Raw genomic sequence first — 21038 nt, forward strand, 5'->3', positions numbered from 1 at the left:
GCGGTCAGCGCGCCCGGCACGCCCGCCAGCCGCTCGCCCACGGCGATCACCGCGCCCTCGGTGCGCAGCGCCTCGGCGGCCGCGCGGCCCGCCGTGTCCAGCCCGGCCGACAGCCCCGCCGTGTCGGCGAGGGCCTGCAGCCACTCGGTCTCCGTGCCGGGCGCCGCGGGCAGCAGCGTGCCGCCCGCCTTCTCCAGGCCGCGCGTGGCGTGCGTGGCGAGCGCGAACACCCGCAGCCCGTGCTTGCGCCACGCCTTGCGCAGCCGCAGGAAGACGCCGGGCGCCTCCTCCTCCGCCTCCAGCCCGACGAGCAGGACCGCGGGCGCCTTCTCCAGCGCCGTGTACGTCACGCCACTGCCGTCGAGGTCGCGGCCGCGCCCGGCGACCCGGGACGCGAGGAAGTCGGCCTCCTCGCCGCTGTGCACCCGCGCCCGGAAGTCGATGTCGTTGGTGTCGAGCGCGACGCGCGCGAACTTCGCGTAGGCGTAGGCGTCTTCGAGCGTCAGCCGCCCGCCCGTCAGCACGCCCGCCCGGCCGCGCGCCGCGGCCAGTCCGCGGGCCGCCGCCTCCAGCGCGTCCGGCCAACTTGCCTTCTGCAGCTCACCGTTCGCGTCCCGGACGAGCGGGGTACCCAGCCGGTCCGGCCGCTGCGCGTAACGGAACGCGAAGCGGCCCTTGTCGCACACCCACTCCTCGTTGACCTCGGGGTCGGGCGAGGCGAGCCGGCGCATCACCTTGCCGCGCCGGTGGTCCGTGCGCAGGGCGCAGCCGCCCGCGCAGTGCTCGCACACGGACGGCGAGGAGACCAGGTCGAACGGCCGCGCGCGGAACCGGTACGCCGCCGAGGTGAGCGCGCCCACCGGGCAGATCTGGATGGTGTTGCCGGAGAAGTACGACTCGAACGGGTCGCCCTCGCCGATGCCGACCTGCTCCAGCGCCCCGCGCTCCAGCAGCTCGATCATCGGGTCGCCCGCGATCTCGTTGGAGAAGCGGGTGCAGCGCGCGCACAGCACGCACCGCTCGCGGTCCAGCAGCACCTGCGCGGAGATCGGGACCGGCTTCTCGTACGTCCGCTTGCGGTGCTCGAAGCGGGAGTCGGCCTGCCCGGCCGTCATCGCCTGGTTCTGCAGCGGGCACTCGCCGCCCTTGTCGCACACCGGGCAGTCGAGCGGGTGGTTGATGAGCAGCAGCTCCATCACACCGCGCTGTGCCTTCTCGGCGACGGGCGAGGTCAGTTGCGTCTTGACGACCATGCCGTCCGTGCAGGTGATCGTGCAGGAGGCCATGGGCTTGCGCTGGCCCTCGACCTCGACGATGCACTGCCGGCAGGCGCCGACCGGCGCCAGCAGCGGGTGGTCGCAGAACCGCGGGATCTCGATCCCGATCATCTCCGCCGCCCTGATCACCAACGTGCCCTTGGGCACCGACAGGGCGATCCCGTCGATGGTGACGGACACCAGATCGTCCGCGGGAGGCGCGCTGGACGTCTGTTCAGTCACGGTCATGCAGGCACCTCCGGGTGCGGCTGGTCGGCCCACACAGTGGACTTGGAGGGATCGAAGGGGCAGCCCTTGCCCTTGATGTGCTGCTCGTATTCGCCGCGGAAGTACTGCAGCGAGGAGAAGATCGGGCTCGCGGCGCCGTCGCCGAGGGCGCAGAAGGACTTGCCGTTGATGTTGTCCGCGATGTCGGCGAGCTTGTCGAGGTCCGCCATGCGGCCCTTGCCGGCCTCGATGTCGCGCAGCAACTGCACCAGCCAGTACGTTCCTTCACGGCAGGGCGTGCACTTGCCGCACGACTCGTGCGCGTAGAACTCCGTCCACCGGGTGACCGCGCGCACCACGCACGTCGTCTCGTCGAAGCACTGCAGCGCCTTGGTGCCGAGCATCGACCCGGCGGCGCCCACGGCCTCGTAGTCCAGCGGCACGTCGAGGTGCTCGTCGGTGAGCAGCGGCGTCGAAGAGCCGCCCGGCGTCCAGAACTTGAGCGTGTGGCCCGGCCTCATCCCGCCGCTCATGCCGAGCAGCTGGCGCAGCGTGATGCCCAACGGGGCCTCGTACTGGCCGGGGTTGGCGACGTGGCCGCTCAACGAGTACAGCGTGAAGCCCGGGGACTTCTCGCTGCCCATCGAACGGAACCATTCCTTGCCTCGGTTGAGGATCGCCGGAACCGAAGCGATGGATTCGACGTTGTTCACCACAGTGGGGCACGCGTACAGGCCGGCGACCGCCGGGAAGGGGGGCCGGAGCCGGGGCTGGCCGCGGCGGCCTTCGAGGGAGTCCAGCAGGGCGGTCTCCTCGCCGCAGATGTACGCGCCCGCCCCGGCGTGCACGGTGATGTCGAGGTCGAGTCCGCTGCCGAGGATGTTGCGGCCGAGATAGCCCGCCGCGTACGCCTCGCGCACGGCCTCGTGCAGCCGCCGCAGCACGGGGACGGTCTCGCCGCGCAGATAGACGAACGCGTGGCTGCAGCGGATCGCGTAACTGGCGATCAGCATCCCCTCGACGAGGGAGTGCGGGTTGGCGAAGAGGAGGGGGATGTCCTTGCAGGTGCCGGGCTCGGACTCGTCGGCGTTGACGACGAGGTAGTGCGGCTTGCCGTCGCCCTGCGGGATGAACTGCCATTTCATCCCGGTCGGGAAGCCGGCGCCGCCGCGGCCGCGCAGCCCGGAGTCCTTGACGTACGCGATCACTTCGTCGGGCTGCATGGCGAAGGCCTTGCGCGCGCCCTCGTACCCCTCATGCCGCAGATAGGTCTCCAGGGTCCACGAGCGGGGCTCGTCCCAGAAGGCGCTCAGCACGGGCGCGAGCAGTTTCTCCGGACTCGCGTCGTGGATCTCGGGTGCCACGGTCATCCCTCCCCCTCCTCGGACGTCTGCGCGGGCGGTGCGGGGCGCGGGGGGCCGACGCGGTGGGCGCCCTCGCCCCTGGCCAGCCGCAGGCCCGCCAGCGTGGCCGGTCCGGCGCCGCCGCTCGCCTCGACCGCGCCCGGGCGTTCGTCGGGGAAGCCGGCGAGGATGCGTTCGGTCTCGCGGTAGGTGCAGAGCGGGGCGCCGCGGGTGGGCTCGACGGTGCGTCCGGCGCGGAGGTCGTCGACGAGCTTCTTGGCGCTCTCGACGGTCTGGTTGTCGAAGAACTCCCAGTTGACCATCACCACGGGCGCGTAGTCGCAGGCCGCGTTGCACTCGATGTGCTCCAGGGTGACCTTGCCGTCCTCGGTGGTCTCCCCGTTGCCCACGCCCAGGTGCTGCTGCAGCGCGCCGAAGATGGCGTCGCCGCCGAGCACCGCGCACAGGGTGTTGGTGCAGACCCCGACCTGGTAGTCGCCGCCCTGCTCGCGCCGGTACATCGTGTAGAAGGTCGACACCGCGGTCACCTCGGCCGTGGTGAGCCCGAGTTGCTCGGCGCAGAAGCGGATGCCGGTGCGGGTGACGTACCCCTCCTCGGCCTGCACCAGGTGCAGCAGCGGCAGCAGCGCGCTGCGCCGGTCCGGGTAACGGCCGACGAGTTGCGCGGCATCGGCCTCCAGCCGGGCCCGCACCTCGGCGGGATAGTCGGGCGCGGGCAGCTGCGGCATGCCCAGCCGAACTTCGTGTTTCAACGCATCCTCCTGTTCGCCCCCAGAGCTGACGCCTGGGCGGTACCCCCATCTCCGCCCACGCGGCGCAGAGGTGCGGGCATCGTCGTCGGCTGCGGCCCGGCAGCCGCGTGCACGTCGCTCACCGATCGACCCCTCCCATCACGGGGTCGATGGACGCCACGGCCACGATGACGTCGGCGACTTGGCCGCCCTCGCACATGGCCGCCACGGACTGGAGGTTGGTGAAGGAGGGGTCGCGGAAGTGGACCCGGTAGGGCCGGGTGCCGCCGTCGCTGACGACGTGCACGCCCAGCTCCCCCTTGGGCGACTCCACGGTCGCGTACACCTGGCCCGGCGGGACCCGGAAGCCCTCGGTCACCAGCTTGAAGTGGTGGATCAGGGCCTCCATGGAGGTGCCCATGATCTTCTTGATGTGGTCGAGGGAGTTGCCGAGCCCGTCCGGCCCCAGGGCCAGCTGGGCCGGCCAGGCGATCTTCCTGTCCGCGACCATCACGGGCCCGGGCGCGAGCCGGTCCAGGCACTGCTCGATGATCCGCAGCGACTGGTGCATCTCCGCGAGGCGGATCAGGAAGCGCCCGTAGGCGTCGCAGGTGTCGGCGGTGGCGACCTCGAAGTCGTAGGTCTCGTAGCCGCAGTAGGGCTGGGCCTTGCGCAGGTCGTGCGGCAGGCCGGTGGCCCGCAGTATGGGGCCGGTCACGCCGAGGGCCATGCAGCCGGCCAGGTCCAGGTAACCGACGTCCTGCAGACGGGCCTTGAAGATGGGGTTGCCGGTGGCGAGCTTGTCGTACTCGGGCAGGTTCCGGCGCATCTTCTTCACGAACTCGCGCACCTGGTCCACCGCGCCGGGCGGCAGGTCCTGGGCGAGCCCGCCGGGGCGGACGTAGGCGTGGTTCATCCGCAGGCCGGTGATCAGCTCGAAGACGTCGAGGACGAGCTCGCGGTCCCGGAACCCGTAGATCATGATCGTGGTGGCGCCGAGTTCCATGCCACCGGTGGCGATGGCCACCAGATGGGAGGAGATTCGGTTCAGCTCCATGAGCATGACGCGGATGACGGAGGCCCGTTCGGGGATCTGCTCCTCGATGCCGAGCAGCTTCTCGACGCCCAGGCAGTACGCCGTCTCGTTGAAGAACGGCGTCAGATAGTCCATGCGCGTCACGAACGTGGTGCCCTGGGTCCAGTTCCGGTACTCGAGGTTCTTCTCGATGCCGGTGTGGAGATAGCCGATACCGCAGCGGGCCTCGGTGACGGTCTCGCCGTCGATCTCCAGGATCAGCCGGAGCACTCCGTGGGTGGAGGGGTGCTGGGGACCCATGTTGACGACGATGCGCTCGTCGTCGCCTTTCCGGGCGGCGTCGGCGATCTCGTCCCAGTCGCCGCCGGTGACCGTGTAGACGGTGCCCTCGGTGGTCTCGCGGGGGCTGGTCGGTGTGGACATCAGGAGTACGACCTCCGCTGGTCCGGAGCCGGGATCTGGGCGCCCTTGTACTCGACGGGGATCCCGCCGAGGGGGTAGTCCTTGCGCTGCGGGAAGCCCTGCCAGTCGTCGGGCATCATGATCCGCGTGAGGGCCGGGTGGCCGTCGAAGACGAGGCCGAAGAAGTCGTAGGCCTCGCGCTCGTGCCAGTCGTTCGTCGGATAGACCGCGACGAGCGACGGGAGATGCGGATCGGCGTCGGGGACGCCCACCTCCAGCCGGATCAGCCGGTTGTGGGTGATCGAGCGCAGGTGGTAGACGGCGTGCAGTTCACGCCCCTTGTCCCCGGGGAAGTGCACACCGCTGACGCCGGTGCAGAGTTCGAAGCGCAGCGCCGGGTCGTCGCGCAGGGTGCGGGCGACGCGCGGCAGGTGCTCGCGGGCGATGTGGAAGGTGAGTTCGCCGCGGTCGACGACCGTCTTCTCGATGGCGTTCTCCGGGACGAGTCCCTGTTCCTCCAGGGCGCCTTCGAGCTCGTCGGCCACCTCGTCGAACCATCCGCCGTAGGGCCGGCCGGCCTGGCCGGGCATCCGGACGGTGCGGACGAGCCCGCCGTAGCCGCTGGTGTCACCGCCGTTGGCGGCGCCGAACATGCCGCGGCGGACGCCGATGACCTCGCCGGAGTCGTCGCGCTGGGCCGGGAGCCGCTCCTCCGGGGGCATTCCCTTCCGGCTGGGGGTCTCGCTCACTGCAGCAGCCCCTTCATCTCGATGAGCGGCAGGGCCTTCAGTGCCTTCTCCTCCGCCTGCTGCTCCGCCTCCTCGCGGTGGGCGCCGAGCTTCTCGTTCTGGATCTTCCGGTGCAGCTTGAGGATCGAGTCGAGCAGCATCTCGGGGCGCGGCGGGCAGCCGGGCAGATAGATGTCGACGGGGACGATGTGGTCGACGCCCTGGACGATCGCGTAGTTGTTGAACATGCCGCCGCTGGAGGCGCAGACGCCCATGGAGATCACCCACTTGGGGTTGGGCATCTGGTCGTAGACCTGCCGCAGCACGGGCGCCATCTTCTGGCTGACCCGCCCGGCCACGATCATCAGGTCGGCCTGCCGGGGCGAGCCGCGGAAGACCTCCATGCCGAAGCGGGCCATGTCGTAGCGGCCGGCGCCCGCCGTCATCATCTCGATGGCGCAGCAGGCGAGGCCGAAGGTGGCCGGGAAGACGGACGCCTTGCGCACCCAGCCCGCGGCCTGTTCGACGGTGGTCAGCAGAAAGCCGCTGGGCAGCTTCTCCTCGAGTCCCATGACGCGCCCCCTAGTCCCATTCCAGGCCGCCGCGCCGCCATACATAGGCGTAGGCGACGAAGACGGTGAGCACGAAGAGGAGCATCTCCACGAGCCCGAACAGCCCCAGGGAGTCGAAGGTGACGGCCCAGGGGTAGAGGAAGACGATCTCGATGTCGAAGACGATGAAGAGCATCGCCGTCAGGTAGTACTTGATCGGAAAGCGCCCGCCTCCGGCCGGGTGCGGGGTCGGTTCGATGCCGCATTCATAGGCCTCGAGCTTGGCGCGGTTGTACCGCTTGGGCCCGATGAGCGATGCCATGACCACGGAGAAGACCGCGAAGCCGGCACCGAGGGCTCCCAGTACGAGGATGGGCGCGTACGCGTTCACCGCTCCTCGCTCCTTCCAGTCTGTCGACGCTGACTGCTGGCTGACCGGACCCGGCGGGCTCACCGCGCTCCCTGGGCCGCCCGAAGATCGGCCGCATGTGAGGCAGTTCACAAGCCCGGGTCGCGTGCATCCTATGCCCGCCGGTCTGTGATCTGCGACACGGGGTACGCAACCGTGTTTGTGATCTTCACCACCTGACGAACGATCATCAAGTCGGATGAGCGGTGATCTACACACACGAAGCACGCGAGTGATCACGACAGGTGACATTCGGCCGCGTCGGCGCTGGTGACAGAGGTGATCCTTTATCAAGCGGAGGCCGCTGCGGGCAAATTGGCCTCATGGGCCGTCAACTGATAAGAGAGCCCGACCCGATGGGGCGAAGGGGGTCGGCGGCGCCCCTCCGTCACGCTCCGCGCCCGCCCTCACGTTCGGTGCACAAAGTTCCAGCAGGGGCGGTGGGGGCGTGAGCTCCGCCACGCGCCGGGGGGTTTGGTGGCCGGACTTTTCGGACAGCCTCGACGGGGGACCGGAAAAGGTGGTAGGGCGGCCGCCGGCCGGCCGGCGGGCCCAAACGCCGTGCTGAGGCGCCGGATCGGGGGTGCGGCGGGGTCGTGCGCCGTGACCCTCTCGTGATCCATAAGGTCCAATTCTAGGCGCGTACACGCCAATTGTGGCGCACGTCACGCTTCTTGAACTCAACCTGTGCGGACTGATAGTCCGTTGTCCCATGTCCCCGAACGCGCATATAACCAGCCACCGGAAGCCCCGTCGTCCCGCGACGCAGTCGTGGGTCGTCCGCACGGGTGTTGCCGGTGGCGTCCTCAGCACCCTGGCCGTCGCCGGCGCGGGTTCCGCCACCGCCGTCGAGAAGCCCTCCGAGGCGACCATGGAGATGCCGGCGTTCAACGCCGAGATCTCCACCTCCATCGCGCAGAGCGCGGTCGCCACGCAGCAGGCCGCTGTGGACTACCAGGTCCGCGCACAGGTGGAAGACGCGATCGACCACGCCAAGGCCGACGCCAAGAAGGCCAAGGAGGAGGCGGACCGCAAGGCCGAGGCCGAGCGCAAGGCCGCCGAGCAGGAGCAGCGCGACGCCGAGGCGCGTGCCTCGCGCTCCTCGGACCGCGGTTCGCTGAGCACGAAGTCGGAGTCCTCGTCCTCCGCCACGGGCAGCACCGCCACCCTGATCAGCTTCCTGGAGGCCCAGGTCGGCAAGGCGTACGTCATGGGCGCCACCGGCTCCTCCGCGTACGACTGCTCCGGTCTGGTGCAGGCCGCGTACAACAACATCGGCATCAGCCTGCCGCGCGTCTCCGAGGACCAGTCGACGGCCGGCACCCAGGTGGGCCTCGGCAACCTGCAGCCGGGCGACATCCTGTACTGGGGCTCCGCGGGCAGCGCGTACCACGTCGCCGTCTACATCGGCGGGGGCAAGTTCATCGGTGCGCAGAACCCGAGCTCGGGCGTCGTCGAGCGCGACCTGAGCTACTCGCCGCCCACCGGCGCGGTGCGCGTTCTGTAAACAGAACATCCGAAGCATTCCGCAAGGGCCGCCGCTCTCCCGCTCGGGAGCGGCGGCCCTTCGCGTACGTCACGCCATGCAGGCCGCTTTGACGGCGTCGGCAACCCCCTCCGTGTCGTCCCGGACCGCCCGCGCGATGTCGCACCCGGCGTCGGCGACGATCGTGTCGGTCTCCCTGACACCGGTGATGCCGGCGTGGCCGGTCATCTTGGAGTGCCGGGTGAGGTGGATGGTGTCGCCGCCGCCCTGGCCGCCGCGGATCCGTCCGTCGACGATGCCGTCGATGTCGATGCGATCGTGGCCGCCCTGCCCGTCGACGGACCCGCCCTCCCCGACCCGGCCCGACCGCGTGACGGTGACGGCGTCCTCGCCGCCGCCGGCGCGGATGTCGCCGTCCATCTCCCCGGTGACGGTGATGGTGTCGTTCCCGCCCTTCGCGTCGACGACGGTGCCGGGTTCGACGCGGGAGCAGACGATCGTGTCGTCCCCCGGTGTCCCCTCGATCAGCCGCCCCGACCGGTGCACCCCGTTGACCGTGCAGTCCGTCACCGCGTGCGCGGGCGTCGCCGCGAGCGCGGCGGCGGGAAGTATGACGGCCGTCGCGACGACGGCGATCCGCGCGGTACGAGCACTGACGGCACGGGCGGCGAGACGGGCGGTACGGCTGAGATCCACAGGTGCGCTCCCCCTTCGGGATGAACCGGACTATTGCGGTATCTCCCCCGAAATACGGCCCGCAAAGCGGGAGTTAGGGGACACGAAGGGGTGATTCGGGGCTCGGCGCCCCGCTCTCATCGCGGGGTACGCCCCGTCTGCGCGCCCGGACCCCTGGGGTGGTACGTCGACTGCGGCCCGGTGGGGGCTGGTCGCGCAGTTCCCCGCGCCCCTGACGGGGCGCAGGCCGAGCGCAGACGGACCGCAGACGGGGCTCGCCCTACGAGCGCGGGGCCACCTTTGTCAGGCCGTTGATGATGCGATCCATCGCATCACCCCCGGTCGGATCCGTCAGATTCGCCAGCATCTTGAGCGTGAACTTCATCAACAGCGGGTGCGTCAGCCCCCGTTCCGCCGCCAGCTTCATGATCTTCGGGTTGCCGATCAGCTTCACGAAGGCGCGCCCCAGCGTGTAGTAGCCGCCGTAGGTGTCCTTGAGGATCTTCGGGTAGCGCTGCAGGGCGAGTTCGCGCTGGGCATACGAGGAGCGGGCGTGGGCCTGGACGATGACGTCCGCGGCGAGCTGGCCCGACTCCATCGCGTAGGCGATGCCCTCGCCGTTGAACGGGTTGACCAGACCGCCCGCGTCACCGACGAGGAGCAGGCCACGGGTGTAGTGCGGCTGGCGGTTGAACGCCATGGGAAGGGCGGCGCCCCGGATCGGGCCCGTCATGTTGTCGGGGGTGTAACCCCAGTCCTCCGGCATCGAGGCGCACCAGGCCTTGAGGATCTCGCGCCAGTCGAGCTCCTTGAAGGCGGCGGAGGTGTTGAGCACGCCGAGGCCCACGTTGCTGGTGCCGTCGCCCATGCCGAAGATCCAGCCGTAGCCGGGCAGGAGGCGGTGCTCCGGGCCGCGGCGGTCCCAGAGCTCGAGCCAGGACTCGAGGTAGTCGTCGTCGTGGCGGGGGGAGGTGAAGTAGGTGCGCACGGCGACGCCCATCGGGCGGTCCTCGCGGCGGTGCAGGCCCATCGCCAGCGAGAGCCGCGTGGAGTTGCCGTCGGCCGCGACGACGAGCGGGGCGTGGAAGGTGACGGGCGTCTTCTCCTCGCCCAGCTTCGCCTCGACGCCGGTGATCCGGCCCGTGCGGTCGTCGACGAGCGGCGCGCCGACGTTGCAGCGCTCGTACAGCCGGGCGCCGGCCTTCACCGCATGGCGGGCGAGCTGCTCGTCGAAGTCGTCGCGCTTGCGGACGAGACCGTAGTCGGGGAAGGACGCGAGGTCCGGCCAGTCGAGCTGGAGGCGGACGCCGCCGCCGATGATGCGCAGGCCCTTGTTGCGCAGCCAGCCCGCCTCCTCGGAGATGTCGATGCCCATCCCCACGAGCTGCTTGGTGGCGCGCGGGGTGAGGCCGTCGCCGCAGACCTTCTCGCGCGGGAACGCGGTCTTCTCCAGGAGGAGGACGTCGAGACCCGCCTTGGCCAGGTAGTACGCGGTGGTGGAGCCCGCCGGGCCCGCACCGACGACGATCACATCGGCAGTGTGTTCGGTACGCGACTCGGTCACGGAGGGCTCTCCCGAAGGCTCGATTGGGGCTGACTTGTGCAGTCTAGGGGGGTGCCCCCGGCCTCCTCCGGCCGGTTCAGCCGAAATCGACCGGCATCGTCGACCACGTGCCCAGCGCCGTCTCGAAGACCTGCGGCGAGCCGGTCCAGTAGTCGTCACGGCCCTGGAAGTACACCGCGTACTCGGTGCCCGCCTCGTTCACGTACGCCTGGTCGACGGCGTGCATCGTGCGGCCCGTCGCCCTGTCGGTCCAGGTGAACTCCCAGCGGGCGCCGGGGTGTCCCTGGAAGGAGTTGGCGGTCAGGGCGACGCGCCGGTAGCTGCCGGTGCGCTGCTGCAGGGCCTTTTCGAGGTCGGTGAAGTGGTCGTACGCGGACTGCCGGGACTTGAGCAGCAGGCCGACGCGGAGGTACGAACCGCCGGTCGGGGCCGAGTAGTCGATCTGGTGGTCGCCGGACTCCGTACGGATCCAGCGGTCGGGGACGGCGAGGCTGAAACCGAGCGGATCGTGCTGCATGACGTAGCCGGCGGGGGCGCCGGCCTGCGGGGCGGCGGTGACCGGCGGGGTCGTGGGGGCGGGCTCGTCCGACGGGCTCGCGGTGTCGTCCGACGGACCGATGACGACGCGCTTGTCGTCGTGCCGGGCGGTCTCCGCGCCCCGCGCGGCGTTCTCGTGCCGGTGCAGCACCAGCCCCGCCGCCGCGGCGCCGACGACGACGAAGGCGGCGAGGCCCGCGGCCGCGAACAGGGCCGTCCGGCGGCCCGGTACCGGCATCCGGGCGGGCCGCACGGCCCGCCCCAGGGTCCCCGACAGCACACCGGCCAGCAGCACCGCCCCCGCCGTCCACAGCGTCCCGAACAGCAGCAGTTCGCCCGCGTTCGTCGCCACGCGCGCGTCCACGCTGGTGTGCGCCCCGAGCGCGAAACGGGTGCCGGCCGACATGTGCAGCGACGCGCCGGCGGCGAAGGACAGCAGCCACAGCGCGGCCAGGAAGAAGACACCGGCCAGGGCCTGTTCGCGGCGGTCGGCCGAGCGCCGGGCCGCCAGGACGGCGAGGAGCAATGCGCTCACCGCGCCCACCGACAGCGCTCCGGCCTGGGCCCAGCCGCCCGCGGAACCGGCCGCGTGACCGAGCTCGGAGAGACCGAAGGCGCCGCCCTCCTCACGGCCGCGGGTGGTGACGGAGCCCTCGACCGCCGCACCCCAGGCCAGCCCCAGCCCCATCAGTCCCAGGTTGACCAGCACCAGGAGCGAGGCGAGCAGGCCCGTGCCGCCGCCGGCCTGACGCTCGTGCGTGGCCAGCACCGCGAACACGACGACGGCACACAGCGCCACCGAGAGCCCGAGGGCGCGCAGGGCGGTGCCCCACGCCCGTGCGAGGCGCAGGGCGCCCGGTCCGAGCCGCGCGCGCAGGCGTTCACGGCACAGCACCGTCCCGCTCACCGCACCCGCGGCCGCGCACGCGAACAGCGCCGCCGTCACCGGCCCGCTGTCGACGGAGAGCAGCGGCACCTCCGGCCGCCCGTACAGACCGAGCGCCAGCACGGCCGCGCCCGACAGCAGCGCGATCCGCACCGCGGCCTCCGGGCCGCCGCCCTGCGCACGGCGCAGCCGCCGGGCCCCGAGGGCCACGGCGCCGGCCCACAGGACGGTCACGGTCAACGGCCAGACGGACAGCGAGCCGTGGCCCCGCACGAGCAGCGAGAGCAGCCCGCCGCTGCTGCGGGTCTCGACGTCGAGGCTGCCGCCGAGGCCCTGCACGAGCAGTGCGAGGGCGGCCTGGAAGCGGTCGGACCAGTGGCCGAACTGGCCGCGGTCGTACTTCCCGTAGGACGGGACCGAGAGGGCGAGCGCGAGCACCAGCAGCAGGGCCGCCGGCCCCAGCGCGGCCCCGGCCGACCCCGCCCAGCCGGCGCCGAAGGTGCGGCGCACGAACAGCGCGGCGGGTGACGGCGGGGCGGACGCGGCGGGGTGCGCGCCCGGCGCGTACGGGGGCAGGGGCGGCGCAGGGGGCAGGGGCGGTACGGACGGCCTCGGCGGCTCGGACGACGACGGCGGCGGCATAGGGGCGCTCCGGGCTCGGGCGGGAGGTGATCAAGATCGTACCGACCGAGCCTGCCTGCCCATGACAAACGGCCAACCCACGCCCCGCCCGGGGCATTTACCCCTTATGCAGGCTTGGTTCCCCGGTGCAGCGCAACGACGCCGCCCGTCAGGTTGCGCCACGCGACCTTCGACCAGCCGGCCTCCTGCAGCCGCGCCGCGAGGGCGGGCTGGTCCGGCCAGGAACGGATCGACTCGGCCAGGTACACATAGGCGTCCGGGTTGCTGCTGACGGCCCGCGCGACCGGCGGCAGCGCGCGCATCAGGTACTCGGTGTAGACCGTGCGGAAGGGGCCCCAGACCGGCGTGCTGAACTCGCAGATCACCACGCGGCCGCCCGGCTTCGTCACCCGCAGCAGCTCGCGCAGCGCCGCGTCCGTGTCCTGCACGTTGCGCAGCCCGAAGGAGATGGTGACCGCGTCGAAGACACCGTCCGCGAACGGCAGCCGCGTCGCGTCACCGGCGGTCAGCGGGAGCCAGGGGTGGCGCTTCTTGCCCTCGCGCAGCATGCCGGTCGAGAAGTCGCACGGCACGACGTACGCGCCGTCGGCGGTGAAGGGGATCGAGGAGGTGCCCGTGCCGGCCGCGAGGTCCAGCACCTTCTCCCCCGGCCGCCCGCCCACGGCCTGCGCCACGGCCTTGCGCCACAGCCGCGCCTGGCCGAGCGAGAGCACGTCGTTGGTCAGGTCGTACTTCGCCGCCACGTCGTCGAACATCGCGGCGACTTCGTGCGGCTGCTTGTCCAGGGATGCTCGGGTCACGCACCCATTGTTCACCACGGCCCCACGGCGCTCTTGGACGGGGACGGCTCGCCCGGGAAGGACGGACCGCGCCGCGGTGCCGACTGCGCCTTCCCATGGGGCCCCCGCACCCACGGGACCGCCGGTCCCCCCGCCTGTCGCCCCCTCGGCAACCAGGCGTCCTGCCGGCGGCGCGCGTCCTTGCGACCCGCCGCTGTGTCCTTGTCGGCCGGGTCCTCCACACTTCGCACCGCGGGACAGCCTCGGCGGCCGTCCCCGCAGTGATCATCCTGCCGGGGAAGCGGACCGGGAGCGTCCGCGTTGACGGGGTCCTGACGTGGGGGGTCGGCGTCCTTACGGGTCGTTGACGGCCCGGCCGGGCCCGCCGCCGCGCTCACCGCCCCCGGAACACCAGCCGTCCCGCCAGCACCGTCGCCACGCAGCCGCCCGCACCCCGCGCGAGCAGCCCGGCCTCGTCCGGAACGTCGAAGGCGGCGAGGTCGGCGCGGGCGCCGACGGACAGGGGCGCCGCGACGGCGGCCGCCAACTCCCGCACGCCGCACAGGGGATCGAGGTCCGGCGCGCCGGGCGCCGCCGGGCCCGGGAGCACCCGCAGACCGGAGCGCGCCACCGCCGTCGAGAGCACCGGGTCGCCGAAGGGACCCGTGACCGCCGTCGTCCCGTGCCGCAGCATCAGCTGCAGTCCGCGCCGCACGCTGCCCGAGCGCCGGGTCTCCGACAGCTCCAGGGCCGCCAGCCGGTCACCGGTCAGCATCGCGTCCCCGAGCTCGGCGTACTCGCGGGGATCGGGGTGGTAGGCGTGCTCCAGCAGCCACGCCGCACGCTCCTGCCGCAGCCCGGGCGCCAGCACGCCCGGCCAGCGGCGCACACGGGCACCGGGGTGCGCCGCGGCGAGCTCCTCGTACGGGCCGAGCGCCGCGACCCTGTCGCCTGCCACGGCCACGGCCCCGCCGGGCACGGGCTCCGCACCGGGGACGGCCGTCAGCAGCAGGTCCGCCGCATGGATCGTCAGCACGAACGGCCCGGCCGTCAGCGGGCGTCGATGATCTGCAGCTCGGGGTGGGCCGTGCCGCCCTCGATCGCCGTCGACGACAGATGCGAGACGACGCGGTCGTCCACCGGGTCGTTCGCCGGGTCGTCGTGCACGAGCAGGTGCTCGTACGTCGTGGCGCGCTGCGCCGGGACACGGCCGGCCTTGCGGATGAGATCGATGATCTCCATGCGGTTGGAGCGGTGCTTGGCACCGGCCGAGGAGACCACGTTCTCCTCGAGCATGATCGAGCCCAGGTCGTCGGCGCCGTAGTGCAGCGACAGCTGGCCGATCTCCTTGCCGGTGGTCAGCCAGGAGCCCTGGATGTGGGCCACGTTGTCCAGGAAGAGCCGCGCGACGGCGATCATCCGCAGGTACTCGAAGATCGTCGCCTGCGTGCGGCCCTTCAGGGCGTTGTTCTGCGGCTGGTAGGTGTACGGGATGAACGCGCGGAAGCCGCCGGTGCGGTCCTGGACGTCGCGGATCATCCGCAGGTGCTCGATGCGCTCGGCGTTGGTCTCGCCCGTGCCCATCAGCATGGTGGAGGTCGACTCCACGCCCAGCGTGTGGGCGAGCTCCATGATCTCCAGCCAGCGCTCGCCGGACTCCTTCAGCGGCGCGATGGCCTTGCGCGGCCGCTCCGGCAGCAGTTCGGCGCCCGCGCCCGCGAAGGAGTCGAGGCCGGCGGCGTGGATCCGGCGGATCGCCTCCTCGGCGCTCACGCCGGAGATCCGCGCCATGTGCTCGACCTCGGACGCGCCGAGGGAGTGGATGACGAGCTGCGGGAACTCCTTCTTGATCGCCGCGAAGTGCTCCTCGTAGTACTCCACGCCGTAGTCGGGGTGGTGCCCGCCCTGGAACATGATCTGCGTGCCGCCCAGTTCGACCGTCTCCGCGCAGCGGCGCAGGATGTCGTCCAGCGGGCGGGTCCAGACCTTGTCGCTCTTCGGCGGGGCGTAGAAGGCGCAGAACTTGCATGCGGTGACACACGAGTTCGTGTAGTTGATGTTGCGCTCGATGATGTACGTCGCGATGTGCTCGGTGCCCGCGTAGCGCCGGCGGCGGACGGCGTCCGCGGCCGCGCCGAGCGCGTGCAGCGGCGCCGAGCGGTACAGCTCGAGGGCCTCCTCCGGGGTGATCCGGCCGCCTGCGGCGGCGCGGTCGAGGACGGACTGAAGGTCGGCGTTCTCGGTCACCGGGCGTCCCTTCCGGAGGGTGTTGTGTACGACGAACCACCCTACGCCAGGGGTCCGACGGCACTCCTGGCGGCCGGACAAGTCCCGGCAACCCGCGGATCTTCCGGCAAAAGCGGTTGCATCCGGGCTCTCCGCCGCCCCCCGGAAGAGGCTGTGCGCCCCCCGATTAGCCTATGACGCAATTCACCGGCCGATCGGGAACCCGGGCTCGAGGTTTGCCCATCACCTAGGTCGGAACACCCACCGTCATGTCCTTCGGGGCAGCAAATCGTCCGGAGCGACGCGATGACGCACTCAGCCAACGGGGCCTACCAGTCCCAGGGCCACCGCCGGGCCTCCCGCGCGAAACGATGGATCCTCGTCGTGGCGTGCATAGCCGTGCTCGGCGCGATCGCCTACCCCGTCCTCAACTACTTCGACGTCTTCTCGGACAAGGGCGAGTCCGTCTCCTTCGGCCAGAGTGCGGCCGGGGGCCCGGCGGGCGGCGGCGGGCAGGCGGGCGGCAACAACGGTGCTCCGGCCGACTCCAAGACGCAGATGCCCACCGGCCCGCAGGCCGACTTCAAGGTCGCCAACACCGTGGAGGACGGCACCAAGATCGCCGTCACCACCTACACCGGCAAGAAGTCCGGCTTCACCGGCAAGGTGTGGGTCTGGGCCCCGAAGCAGTACAACGACCCGAAGTACAAGAACAGCGGCTTCCCGGTCCTCGTCGCGCTCCCCGGCGGCAACGGCTACCCGATGAACTACTGGATGGGCACCGACCTCAAGCTCGAGTCGTCGATCGCCCAGTGGTCGCAGGAGGGCAAGTCGCAGCCCTTCATCGTCGTGATGCCGGTGCTGAACCCGGACAACAAGTACTACTACGACGGCAGTGACATCCCGAACCAGCCCAAGATGGGCACCTGGCTCTCCGAGGACGTCCCCGACCTGGTGCGGGAGAACTTCCGCACGCTGAAGTCGCGTGACGGCTGGGCGTTCATGGGCTCCTCCTCCGGCGGCTTCTCCGGCCTGAAGGCCGTTCTGCAGAAGCCCGACAAGTTCAAGGCCGTGATCGCCTCCGGCCCGGACATCGTCCCGGACTCCCCGCTGTGGGCCGGCCACGACCAGGAGAAGGCCGCCAACAACCCCGAGCTGCTGGCCCAGAAGCTGATCGACACCAAGGGTCCCGAGGTCTACCTCGCCTTCCAGTACGGCACCAAGGAGACGTCGGTGATCCCGAAGGTGGACAAGTTCATCGCCACCTACGGCAAGGGCCCGATCCACACCCATCTGCAGGTCATCCAGGGCGGCGAGCACAACGCCAAGACCTATGTGAAGGGCATGGGCGACAGCTCCATGAAGTGGATCAGCGACCACATGGAGGGGCCGACGCCCTCCTCCTGATCCTCACGAGGACACAGCACAAGAGCCCCCGGGAACGTCCCCGGGGGCTCTTGTGCTGCCGGTGGCGGTCAGCGGTCCAGCAGCTGCACCCGCACGTCCGCCGGGAAGCCCGTCGTGGGTCCCGTGCGGCGCGCGAACTCCGTCACGCCGGCCAGCTGGTCCGGGCCGAAGCGGAAGTCCAGCGTGGTGAAGTACCGCTCCAGCAGCTCGGCGTCGAAGGCCTCCCAGCGCGCCGCCTGCTCGGCCACCTTGGCGACCTCCTCCAGGGACACGTCCCGGGACTCCAGGAAGGCCTGGTGCACCTTGGCGACGATGCCCGGCTCGCGGGCCAGGTAGTCGCGGCGCGCGGCCCACACGGCGAAGACGAACGGCAGGCCCGTCCAGTCCTTCCACATCTGCCCGAGGTCGTGCACCTCCAGCCCGAGCCGCGGCGCGTCGTGCAGCGAGGCCCGCAGCGCGGCGTCGCCGATGAGGACGGCGGCGTCCGCCTCCTGCATCATCAGGCTGAGGTCCGGCGGACAGGTGTAGTAGTCGGGCTGTACGCCGTACCGCTCGGCGAGCAGCAGCTCGGCCAGGCGCACGGAGGTGCGCGAGGTGGAGCCGAGGGCGACGCGCGCCCCGTCCAGCTGCTCCAGGGGGAGCTGGGAGACGATGACGCAGGACATCACGGGCCCGTCGCAGCCCACGGCGATGTCCGGCAGCGCGACGAGGTCGTCCGCGTTTCTCAGGAACTCCACGAGCGTGATCGGCCCGATGTCCAGGTCGCCGTTCACGAGCTGCTCACTGAGCTTCTCGGGGGTGTCCTTGGTCAGATCCAGATCGAGCAGCGTGCCGGTCCGGGCGAGGCCCCAGTAGAGGGGCAGGCAGTTGAGAAACTGGATGTGGCCGACGCGCGGGCGGCTGCGGAGGCTCCGGGGCCCGTCCTGCGGGTCCGCCGCGATCGCTACATCCGAGGCTGAATTGTCCACATCCGGAGGCTAGCCCCGCCCCCTGGCGGGCGCTGTGCCGGGGTCCCACCGCGCACCGGACTGAAGACGGATCCTTTCCGGCCGGAGGACGCCGAAAACCCACCTTGGGCGTGATCTTCAACTCTTTCCCCGCGAGAAGCCCGCGTGCTAGGCTCGCCGCAAGTTGCAGTTTGGTTTCCCTTGCAGTACAGAGCCTGCGGAGCATGTGACCCGCAGGCTTTTGTAGTTTTCAGACTTCTCGCAGGTTCTGGAGCAGGGCAACCCTTTGGCCCATAGGAGGGCTTATGGCTACCGGAACCGTGAAGTGGTTCAACGCTGAAAAGGGCTTTGGCTTCATCGCCCAGGACGGCGGGGGCCCCGACGTCTTCGTCCACTACTCCGCGATCAACGCCGCCGGCTTCCGCTCCCTCGAGGAGAACCAGCTGGTCAGCTTCGACGTCACGCAGGGCCCGAAGGGCCCGCAGGCGGAGAACGTGACCCCGCAGGGCTGACCCCCTGCGGACCGTTCGCGCGGTCTGTGTGCAGCACCCAAGGAGCCCTGCCCCCGCTTCGGCGAGGGCGGGGCTCCTGCCTTTTCCCGTGCGGGGCGGGCGGCGGATTTCCCGGTTATTCACCCACCCGGGTCACTCCATTCACCCGTTTCACCGGACGTTTTTGTACCCTCTTTTGTGCACCCATTCCCCGTACGTTCGCACAACACATCGATTTCGGCCACATGGCGTTCCGTGATCGCCGCCCGGCGGAGTTTCGGAGGCGCACGTCCGCGCCCGGATGCACGGAACCACCGGCGCCACTGACGTGAACGCTCAACGGCGCTACCGTGCCCGCATGAGCGGGCGGACGGTCACCGTGCACTGTGTACGGGCCGCGCTGGGCGGGGCGCAGCGGCTCGGGATCGACACCGTTCCCCTGCTGCAGGAGGCGCGGATCGCGCCGCTGCTGCTGGGGGACGAGCAGGCGCGGGTGACGCCCGAGCAGTTCGCCCGGCTGGTGCGGGGGCTGCACCGGGCGACCGGCGACGAGTTCCTCGGCCTCGGGACGGCGCCGAGCCGGCCCGGGACGTTCGCCATGATGTGCCACGCCTGCATCGGCTGCCGGGACCTGGGCGCGGCGCTGGAGCGGGCCGCGCGGTTCTACGGGCTCTTCCCCGGCGGGCCGGACCTGGTGCTGGAACGCCACGGCGGGGAGGCGGTCTTCGCGCTGCGCAGCGACCTGCGGGAGCGGGCGGAGGGCCGGTTCCTCGCGGAGTGCCTGATGGTCGTCTGGCACCGGCTGGCGAGCTGGCTGATCGGCCGCCGGATCGCCCTGCACTGGACCGCCTTCGCGCACGCCGCCCCGCCCTACGCGGCGGACCACGGGCCGATGTTCGGCTGCCCGGTGCGGTTCGGGGCGGAGCGCACCGGTGCGGGGTTCGACGCGCGGTGGCTGTCGGCGCCCGTGGTGCGGGACGAGGCGGGGGTGACCGAGCTGCTGCGCCGGGCCCCGGCCGAGCTGCTCAGCCGCCGCGAGTACGGCACGACCGTCGCCGAACAGGTGCGGCGCTCGTTCCTGCGGGCGCTGCGCGAGGGACGGCCGGCCCGGCTGCCGGAAGTGGCGCAGATCGCGGAGCGGCTGGCGGTGAGCCCGGCGACGCTGCGGCGCCGGCTGCAGGCCGAGGGCACCTCGTACCGGCGGCTGGTGGACCAGGTGCGCCGCGAGGCGGCCCTCGCGGGGCTCGCGGAGGGGCGGGAGCCGATCGCGGAACTCGCGGTGCGGCTCGGGTTCTCCGAGGACACCGCCTTCCACCGGGCGTTCCGCCGCTGGACGGGCACCACGCCGGGCGCGTACCGCGGGTACCGGGGTCAGCAAATCTGAGCGTTCCGACCAGCGCGGGTCCCGTGCGCCGGACCGTACGGTCACCCCCATCCATCCTTGCGCCACAGGACAGTTGGGAGAGCCGCATGCCCCTGCCCCGCTTGCGCACCACCATCGCCGCCGTCGCCGCACTGACCGTCTCACTGGTCCTGCCCGCGGCCCTGCCGGCGAGAGCAGACGCCGCCGGCACCGGCGGCGCACCCGGTGACATCGTCACCTCCGCTCCCACCTCCTTCCATCCGCTGCCCGGCCAGCCGACCAACACCCGGGCCTGGCACATCACCTACCGCTCGACCACGGCCAAGGGCACGCCGGACGTCGTGTCGGGCACGGTGATCGTCCCCCTCGACGGCCGCACGGGCCCCCGCCCGCTGGTCACATACGCCGTCGGGACGGTCGGCATGGCCGACTCCTGCGCCCCGTCGGCGGGCTTCCCCCACGGGACGACGGCCGAGGCCAACCTGATCCAGCAACTCACCTGGCGCGGCTGGGCCGTTGCCGTCACCGACTACGAGGGCCTGGGAACCCCCGGCGACCACACCTACACGGTCGGCCGGTCGGAAGGCCACGCCGTCCTGGACGCGGCCCGGGCGGCACTGCGGCTGCCCGGCGCCGGGCTCGGGCCGGACACACCCGTCGGGATCATGGGCTACTCGCAGGGCGGCCAGGCCGGCAGCTGGGCCGCGGAGCTGCACGACTCGTACGCGCCCGAGCTGAACGTCAAGGGCACGGCCACCGGCGGCGTCCCCGCCGACCTGCTCAAGACCGCGGACTTCAACAACGGCAACATCGGAGCCGGCCTGATCCTGATGGCGGCCGTCGGCCAGAACGCGGCCTACCCCGAACTCCACCTGGAGCGGTACCTCAACGACCGCGGCCGTTTCTACGTGGACTACCTGAAGAACCACTGCGTCGTGATCAACACGGCGGCGGGGCTCTTCAAGCGCATCTCGGACGTGACGGTCGAGAACCCGCTGTACGAGCCGGACTGGCAGCGCGTGCTGCGCTCGTCGAACCTGGGGACGCACGCGCCGGACCGCCCCGTGTACCTCTACCACGGGACGATCGACGAGCTGATCCCGTACGCGGTGGGCAAACAGCTGCGAGCCGACTGGTGCGCCGAGGGCGCGACGGTGCGCTGGACGTCGCTGCCGCTGACGGGGCATGTGACGGGCGCGATCACGGGGTCGGTACCGGCGGCGGACTGGCTTGCGGCCCGCTTTGCCGGGGCTCCTGCGGAGGGCAACTGCTGAGCGGGGCGCGGTTCTTCGACTGCGGGCCGCCGGTGGCCGGTCGCGCAGTTCCCCGC

At 71.4% G+C, this 21038-nt stretch carries 19 protein-coding genes; 5 read left to right on the top strand and 14 right to left on the bottom strand.

Features of this window, described 5'->3' with window-relative positions; genetic code table 11:
* The 7 genes from HG542_RS26185 to HG542_RS26215 form a co-directional block, all read right to left on the bottom strand.
* A partial coding sequence (locus HG542_RS26185) for an NADH-quinone oxidoreductase subunit G (protein WP_171085579.1) occupies positions 1-1505 on the bottom strand: 1505 nt, incomplete at its 3' end.
* On the bottom strand, positions 1502-2854 hold the full coding sequence (gene nuoF / locus HG542_RS26190; RefSeq protein WP_171085581.1) for an NADH-quinone oxidoreductase subunit NuoF: 1353 nt from the start codon (positions 2852-2854) through the stop codon (positions 1502-1504). The genes nuoF and HG542_RS26185, both read right to left, overlap by 4 nt.
* A complete protein-coding gene (nuoE, locus tag HG542_RS26195) occupies positions 2851-3576 on the bottom strand; it encodes an NADH-quinone oxidoreductase subunit NuoE (RefSeq protein WP_171085677.1) in 726 nt (241 codons plus the stop codon). Before nuoE ends, nuoF begins: the two co-directional genes overlap by 4 nt.
* Before the next feature lie 142 nt (positions 3577-3718).
* A complete protein-coding gene (locus HG542_RS26200; protein ID WP_171085583.1) occupies positions 3719-5038 on the bottom strand; it encodes an NADH-quinone oxidoreductase subunit D in 1320 nt (439 codons plus the stop codon).
* Positions 5038-5739 (bottom strand): NADH-quinone oxidoreductase subunit C, encoded by a 702-nt coding sequence (locus HG542_RS26205; protein ID WP_171085679.1) that lies wholly within the window; start codon positions 5737-5739, stop codon positions 5038-5040. Before HG542_RS26205 ends, HG542_RS26200 begins: the two co-directional genes overlap by 1 nt.
* A 23-nt stretch (positions 5740-5762) precedes the next feature.
* The gene (locus HG542_RS26210; protein WP_171085585.1) at positions 5763-6317 is read right to left on the bottom strand and encodes a NuoB/complex I 20 kDa subunit family protein; all 555 of its coding nucleotides are present in this window, start codon (positions 6315-6317) and stop codon (positions 5763-5765) included.
* Between the two features lie 10 nt (positions 6318-6327).
* Positions 6328-6687 (bottom strand): NADH-quinone oxidoreductase subunit A, encoded by a 360-nt coding sequence (locus tag HG542_RS26215; RefSeq protein ID WP_171085587.1) that lies wholly within the window; start codon positions 6685-6687, stop codon positions 6328-6330.
* A gap of 730 nt (positions 6688-7417) precedes the next feature.
* On the opposite strand from HG542_RS26215, the gene HG542_RS26220 reads away from it, so the two are divergent.
* Positions 7418-8212 (top strand): C40 family peptidase, encoded by a 795-nt coding sequence (locus HG542_RS26220; RefSeq protein WP_171085589.1) that lies wholly within the window; start codon positions 7418-7420, stop codon positions 8210-8212.
* 69 nt (positions 8213-8281) lie between these two features.
* On the opposite strand, the gene HG542_RS26225 is transcribed toward HG542_RS26220, so the two are convergent.
* From HG542_RS26225 to mqnC, 6 genes are all read right to left on the bottom strand, one after another.
* Entirely contained in the window at positions 8282-8887 is a 606-nt protein-coding gene (locus tag HG542_RS26225; protein WP_171085590.1) for a hypothetical protein, read from the bottom strand.
* 259 nt (positions 8888-9146) lie between these two features.
* Complete coding sequence (locus HG542_RS26230; RefSeq protein WP_171085592.1) at positions 9147-10430, bottom strand: geranylgeranyl reductase family protein; 1284 nt, start codon at positions 10428-10430, stop codon at positions 9147-9149.
* Positions 10431-10506: 76 nt separating this feature from the next.
* Positions 10507-12495 (bottom strand): serine/threonine kinase C-terminal domain-containing protein, encoded by a 1989-nt coding sequence (locus tag HG542_RS26235; protein ID WP_171085594.1) that lies wholly within the window; start codon positions 12493-12495, stop codon positions 10507-10509.
* A 104-nt stretch (positions 12496-12599) separates the two neighbouring features.
* Positions 12600-13295 carry a demethylmenaquinone methyltransferase gene (locus tag HG542_RS26240; RefSeq protein ID WP_171085596.1) on the bottom strand — a complete coding sequence of 232 codons (696 nt, stop codon included), beginning with the start codon at positions 13293-13295 and terminating at the stop codon, positions 12600-12602.
* 373 nt (positions 13296-13668) lie between these two features.
* Positions 13669-14310 carry an amidohydrolase family protein gene (locus HG542_RS26245; protein ID WP_171085598.1) on the bottom strand — a complete coding sequence of 214 codons (642 nt, stop codon included), beginning with the start codon at positions 14308-14310 and terminating at the stop codon, positions 13669-13671.
* A 14-nt stretch (positions 14311-14324) separates the two neighbouring features.
* Positions 14325-15521: a cyclic dehypoxanthinyl futalosine synthase gene (gene mqnC, locus HG542_RS26250; protein WP_171085600.1), complete on the bottom strand. Its 1197-nt coding sequence runs from the start codon at positions 15519-15521 to the stop codon at positions 14325-14327.
* A 285-nt stretch (positions 15522-15806) separates the two neighbouring features.
* Between mqnC and HG542_RS26255 the strand changes: the two genes are divergently transcribed.
* Positions 15807-16907, top strand: a complete 1101-nt coding sequence (locus tag HG542_RS26255) for an alpha/beta hydrolase (protein WP_171085602.1) — start codon at positions 15807-15809, stop codon at positions 16905-16907.
* Positions 16908-16975: 68 nt separating this feature from the next.
* Here the strand turns inward: HG542_RS26255 and HG542_RS26260 are convergent, their stop codons facing one another.
* The gene (locus HG542_RS26260; protein WP_171085680.1) at positions 16976-17848 is read right to left on the bottom strand and encodes a menaquinone biosynthetic enzyme MqnA/MqnD family protein; all 873 of its coding nucleotides are present in this window, start codon (positions 17846-17848) and stop codon (positions 16976-16978) included.
* Positions 17849-18159: 311 nt separating this feature from the next.
* Between HG542_RS26260 and HG542_RS26265 the strand changes: the two genes are divergently transcribed.
* The 3 genes from HG542_RS26265 to HG542_RS26275 all read left to right on the top strand — a co-directional run bounded on the left by HG542_RS26265 (position 18160) and on the right by HG542_RS26275 (position 20982).
* The gene (locus tag HG542_RS26265; protein WP_171085604.1) at positions 18160-18366 is read left to right on the top strand and encodes a cold-shock protein; all 207 of its coding nucleotides are present in this window, start codon (positions 18160-18162) and stop codon (positions 18364-18366) included.
* A gap of 337 nt (positions 18367-18703) precedes the next feature.
* Positions 18704-19729, top strand: coding sequence for an AraC family transcriptional regulator (locus HG542_RS26270; protein ID WP_171085606.1), 1026 nt, complete (start codon positions 18704-18706; stop codon positions 19727-19729).
* A gap of 86 nt (positions 19730-19815) precedes the next feature.
* Positions 19816-20982, top strand: a complete 1167-nt coding sequence (locus HG542_RS26275) for a lipase family protein (protein WP_171085607.1) — start codon at positions 19816-19818, stop codon at positions 20980-20982.
* Positions 20983-21038 lie beyond the last annotated feature (56 nt).

This window comes from Streptomyces morookaense, from assembly GCF_013030945.1.
In the GTDB taxonomy this organism is placed as follows: domain Bacteria; phylum Actinomycetota; class Actinomycetes; order Streptomycetales; family Streptomycetaceae; genus Streptomyces; species Streptomyces morookaensis.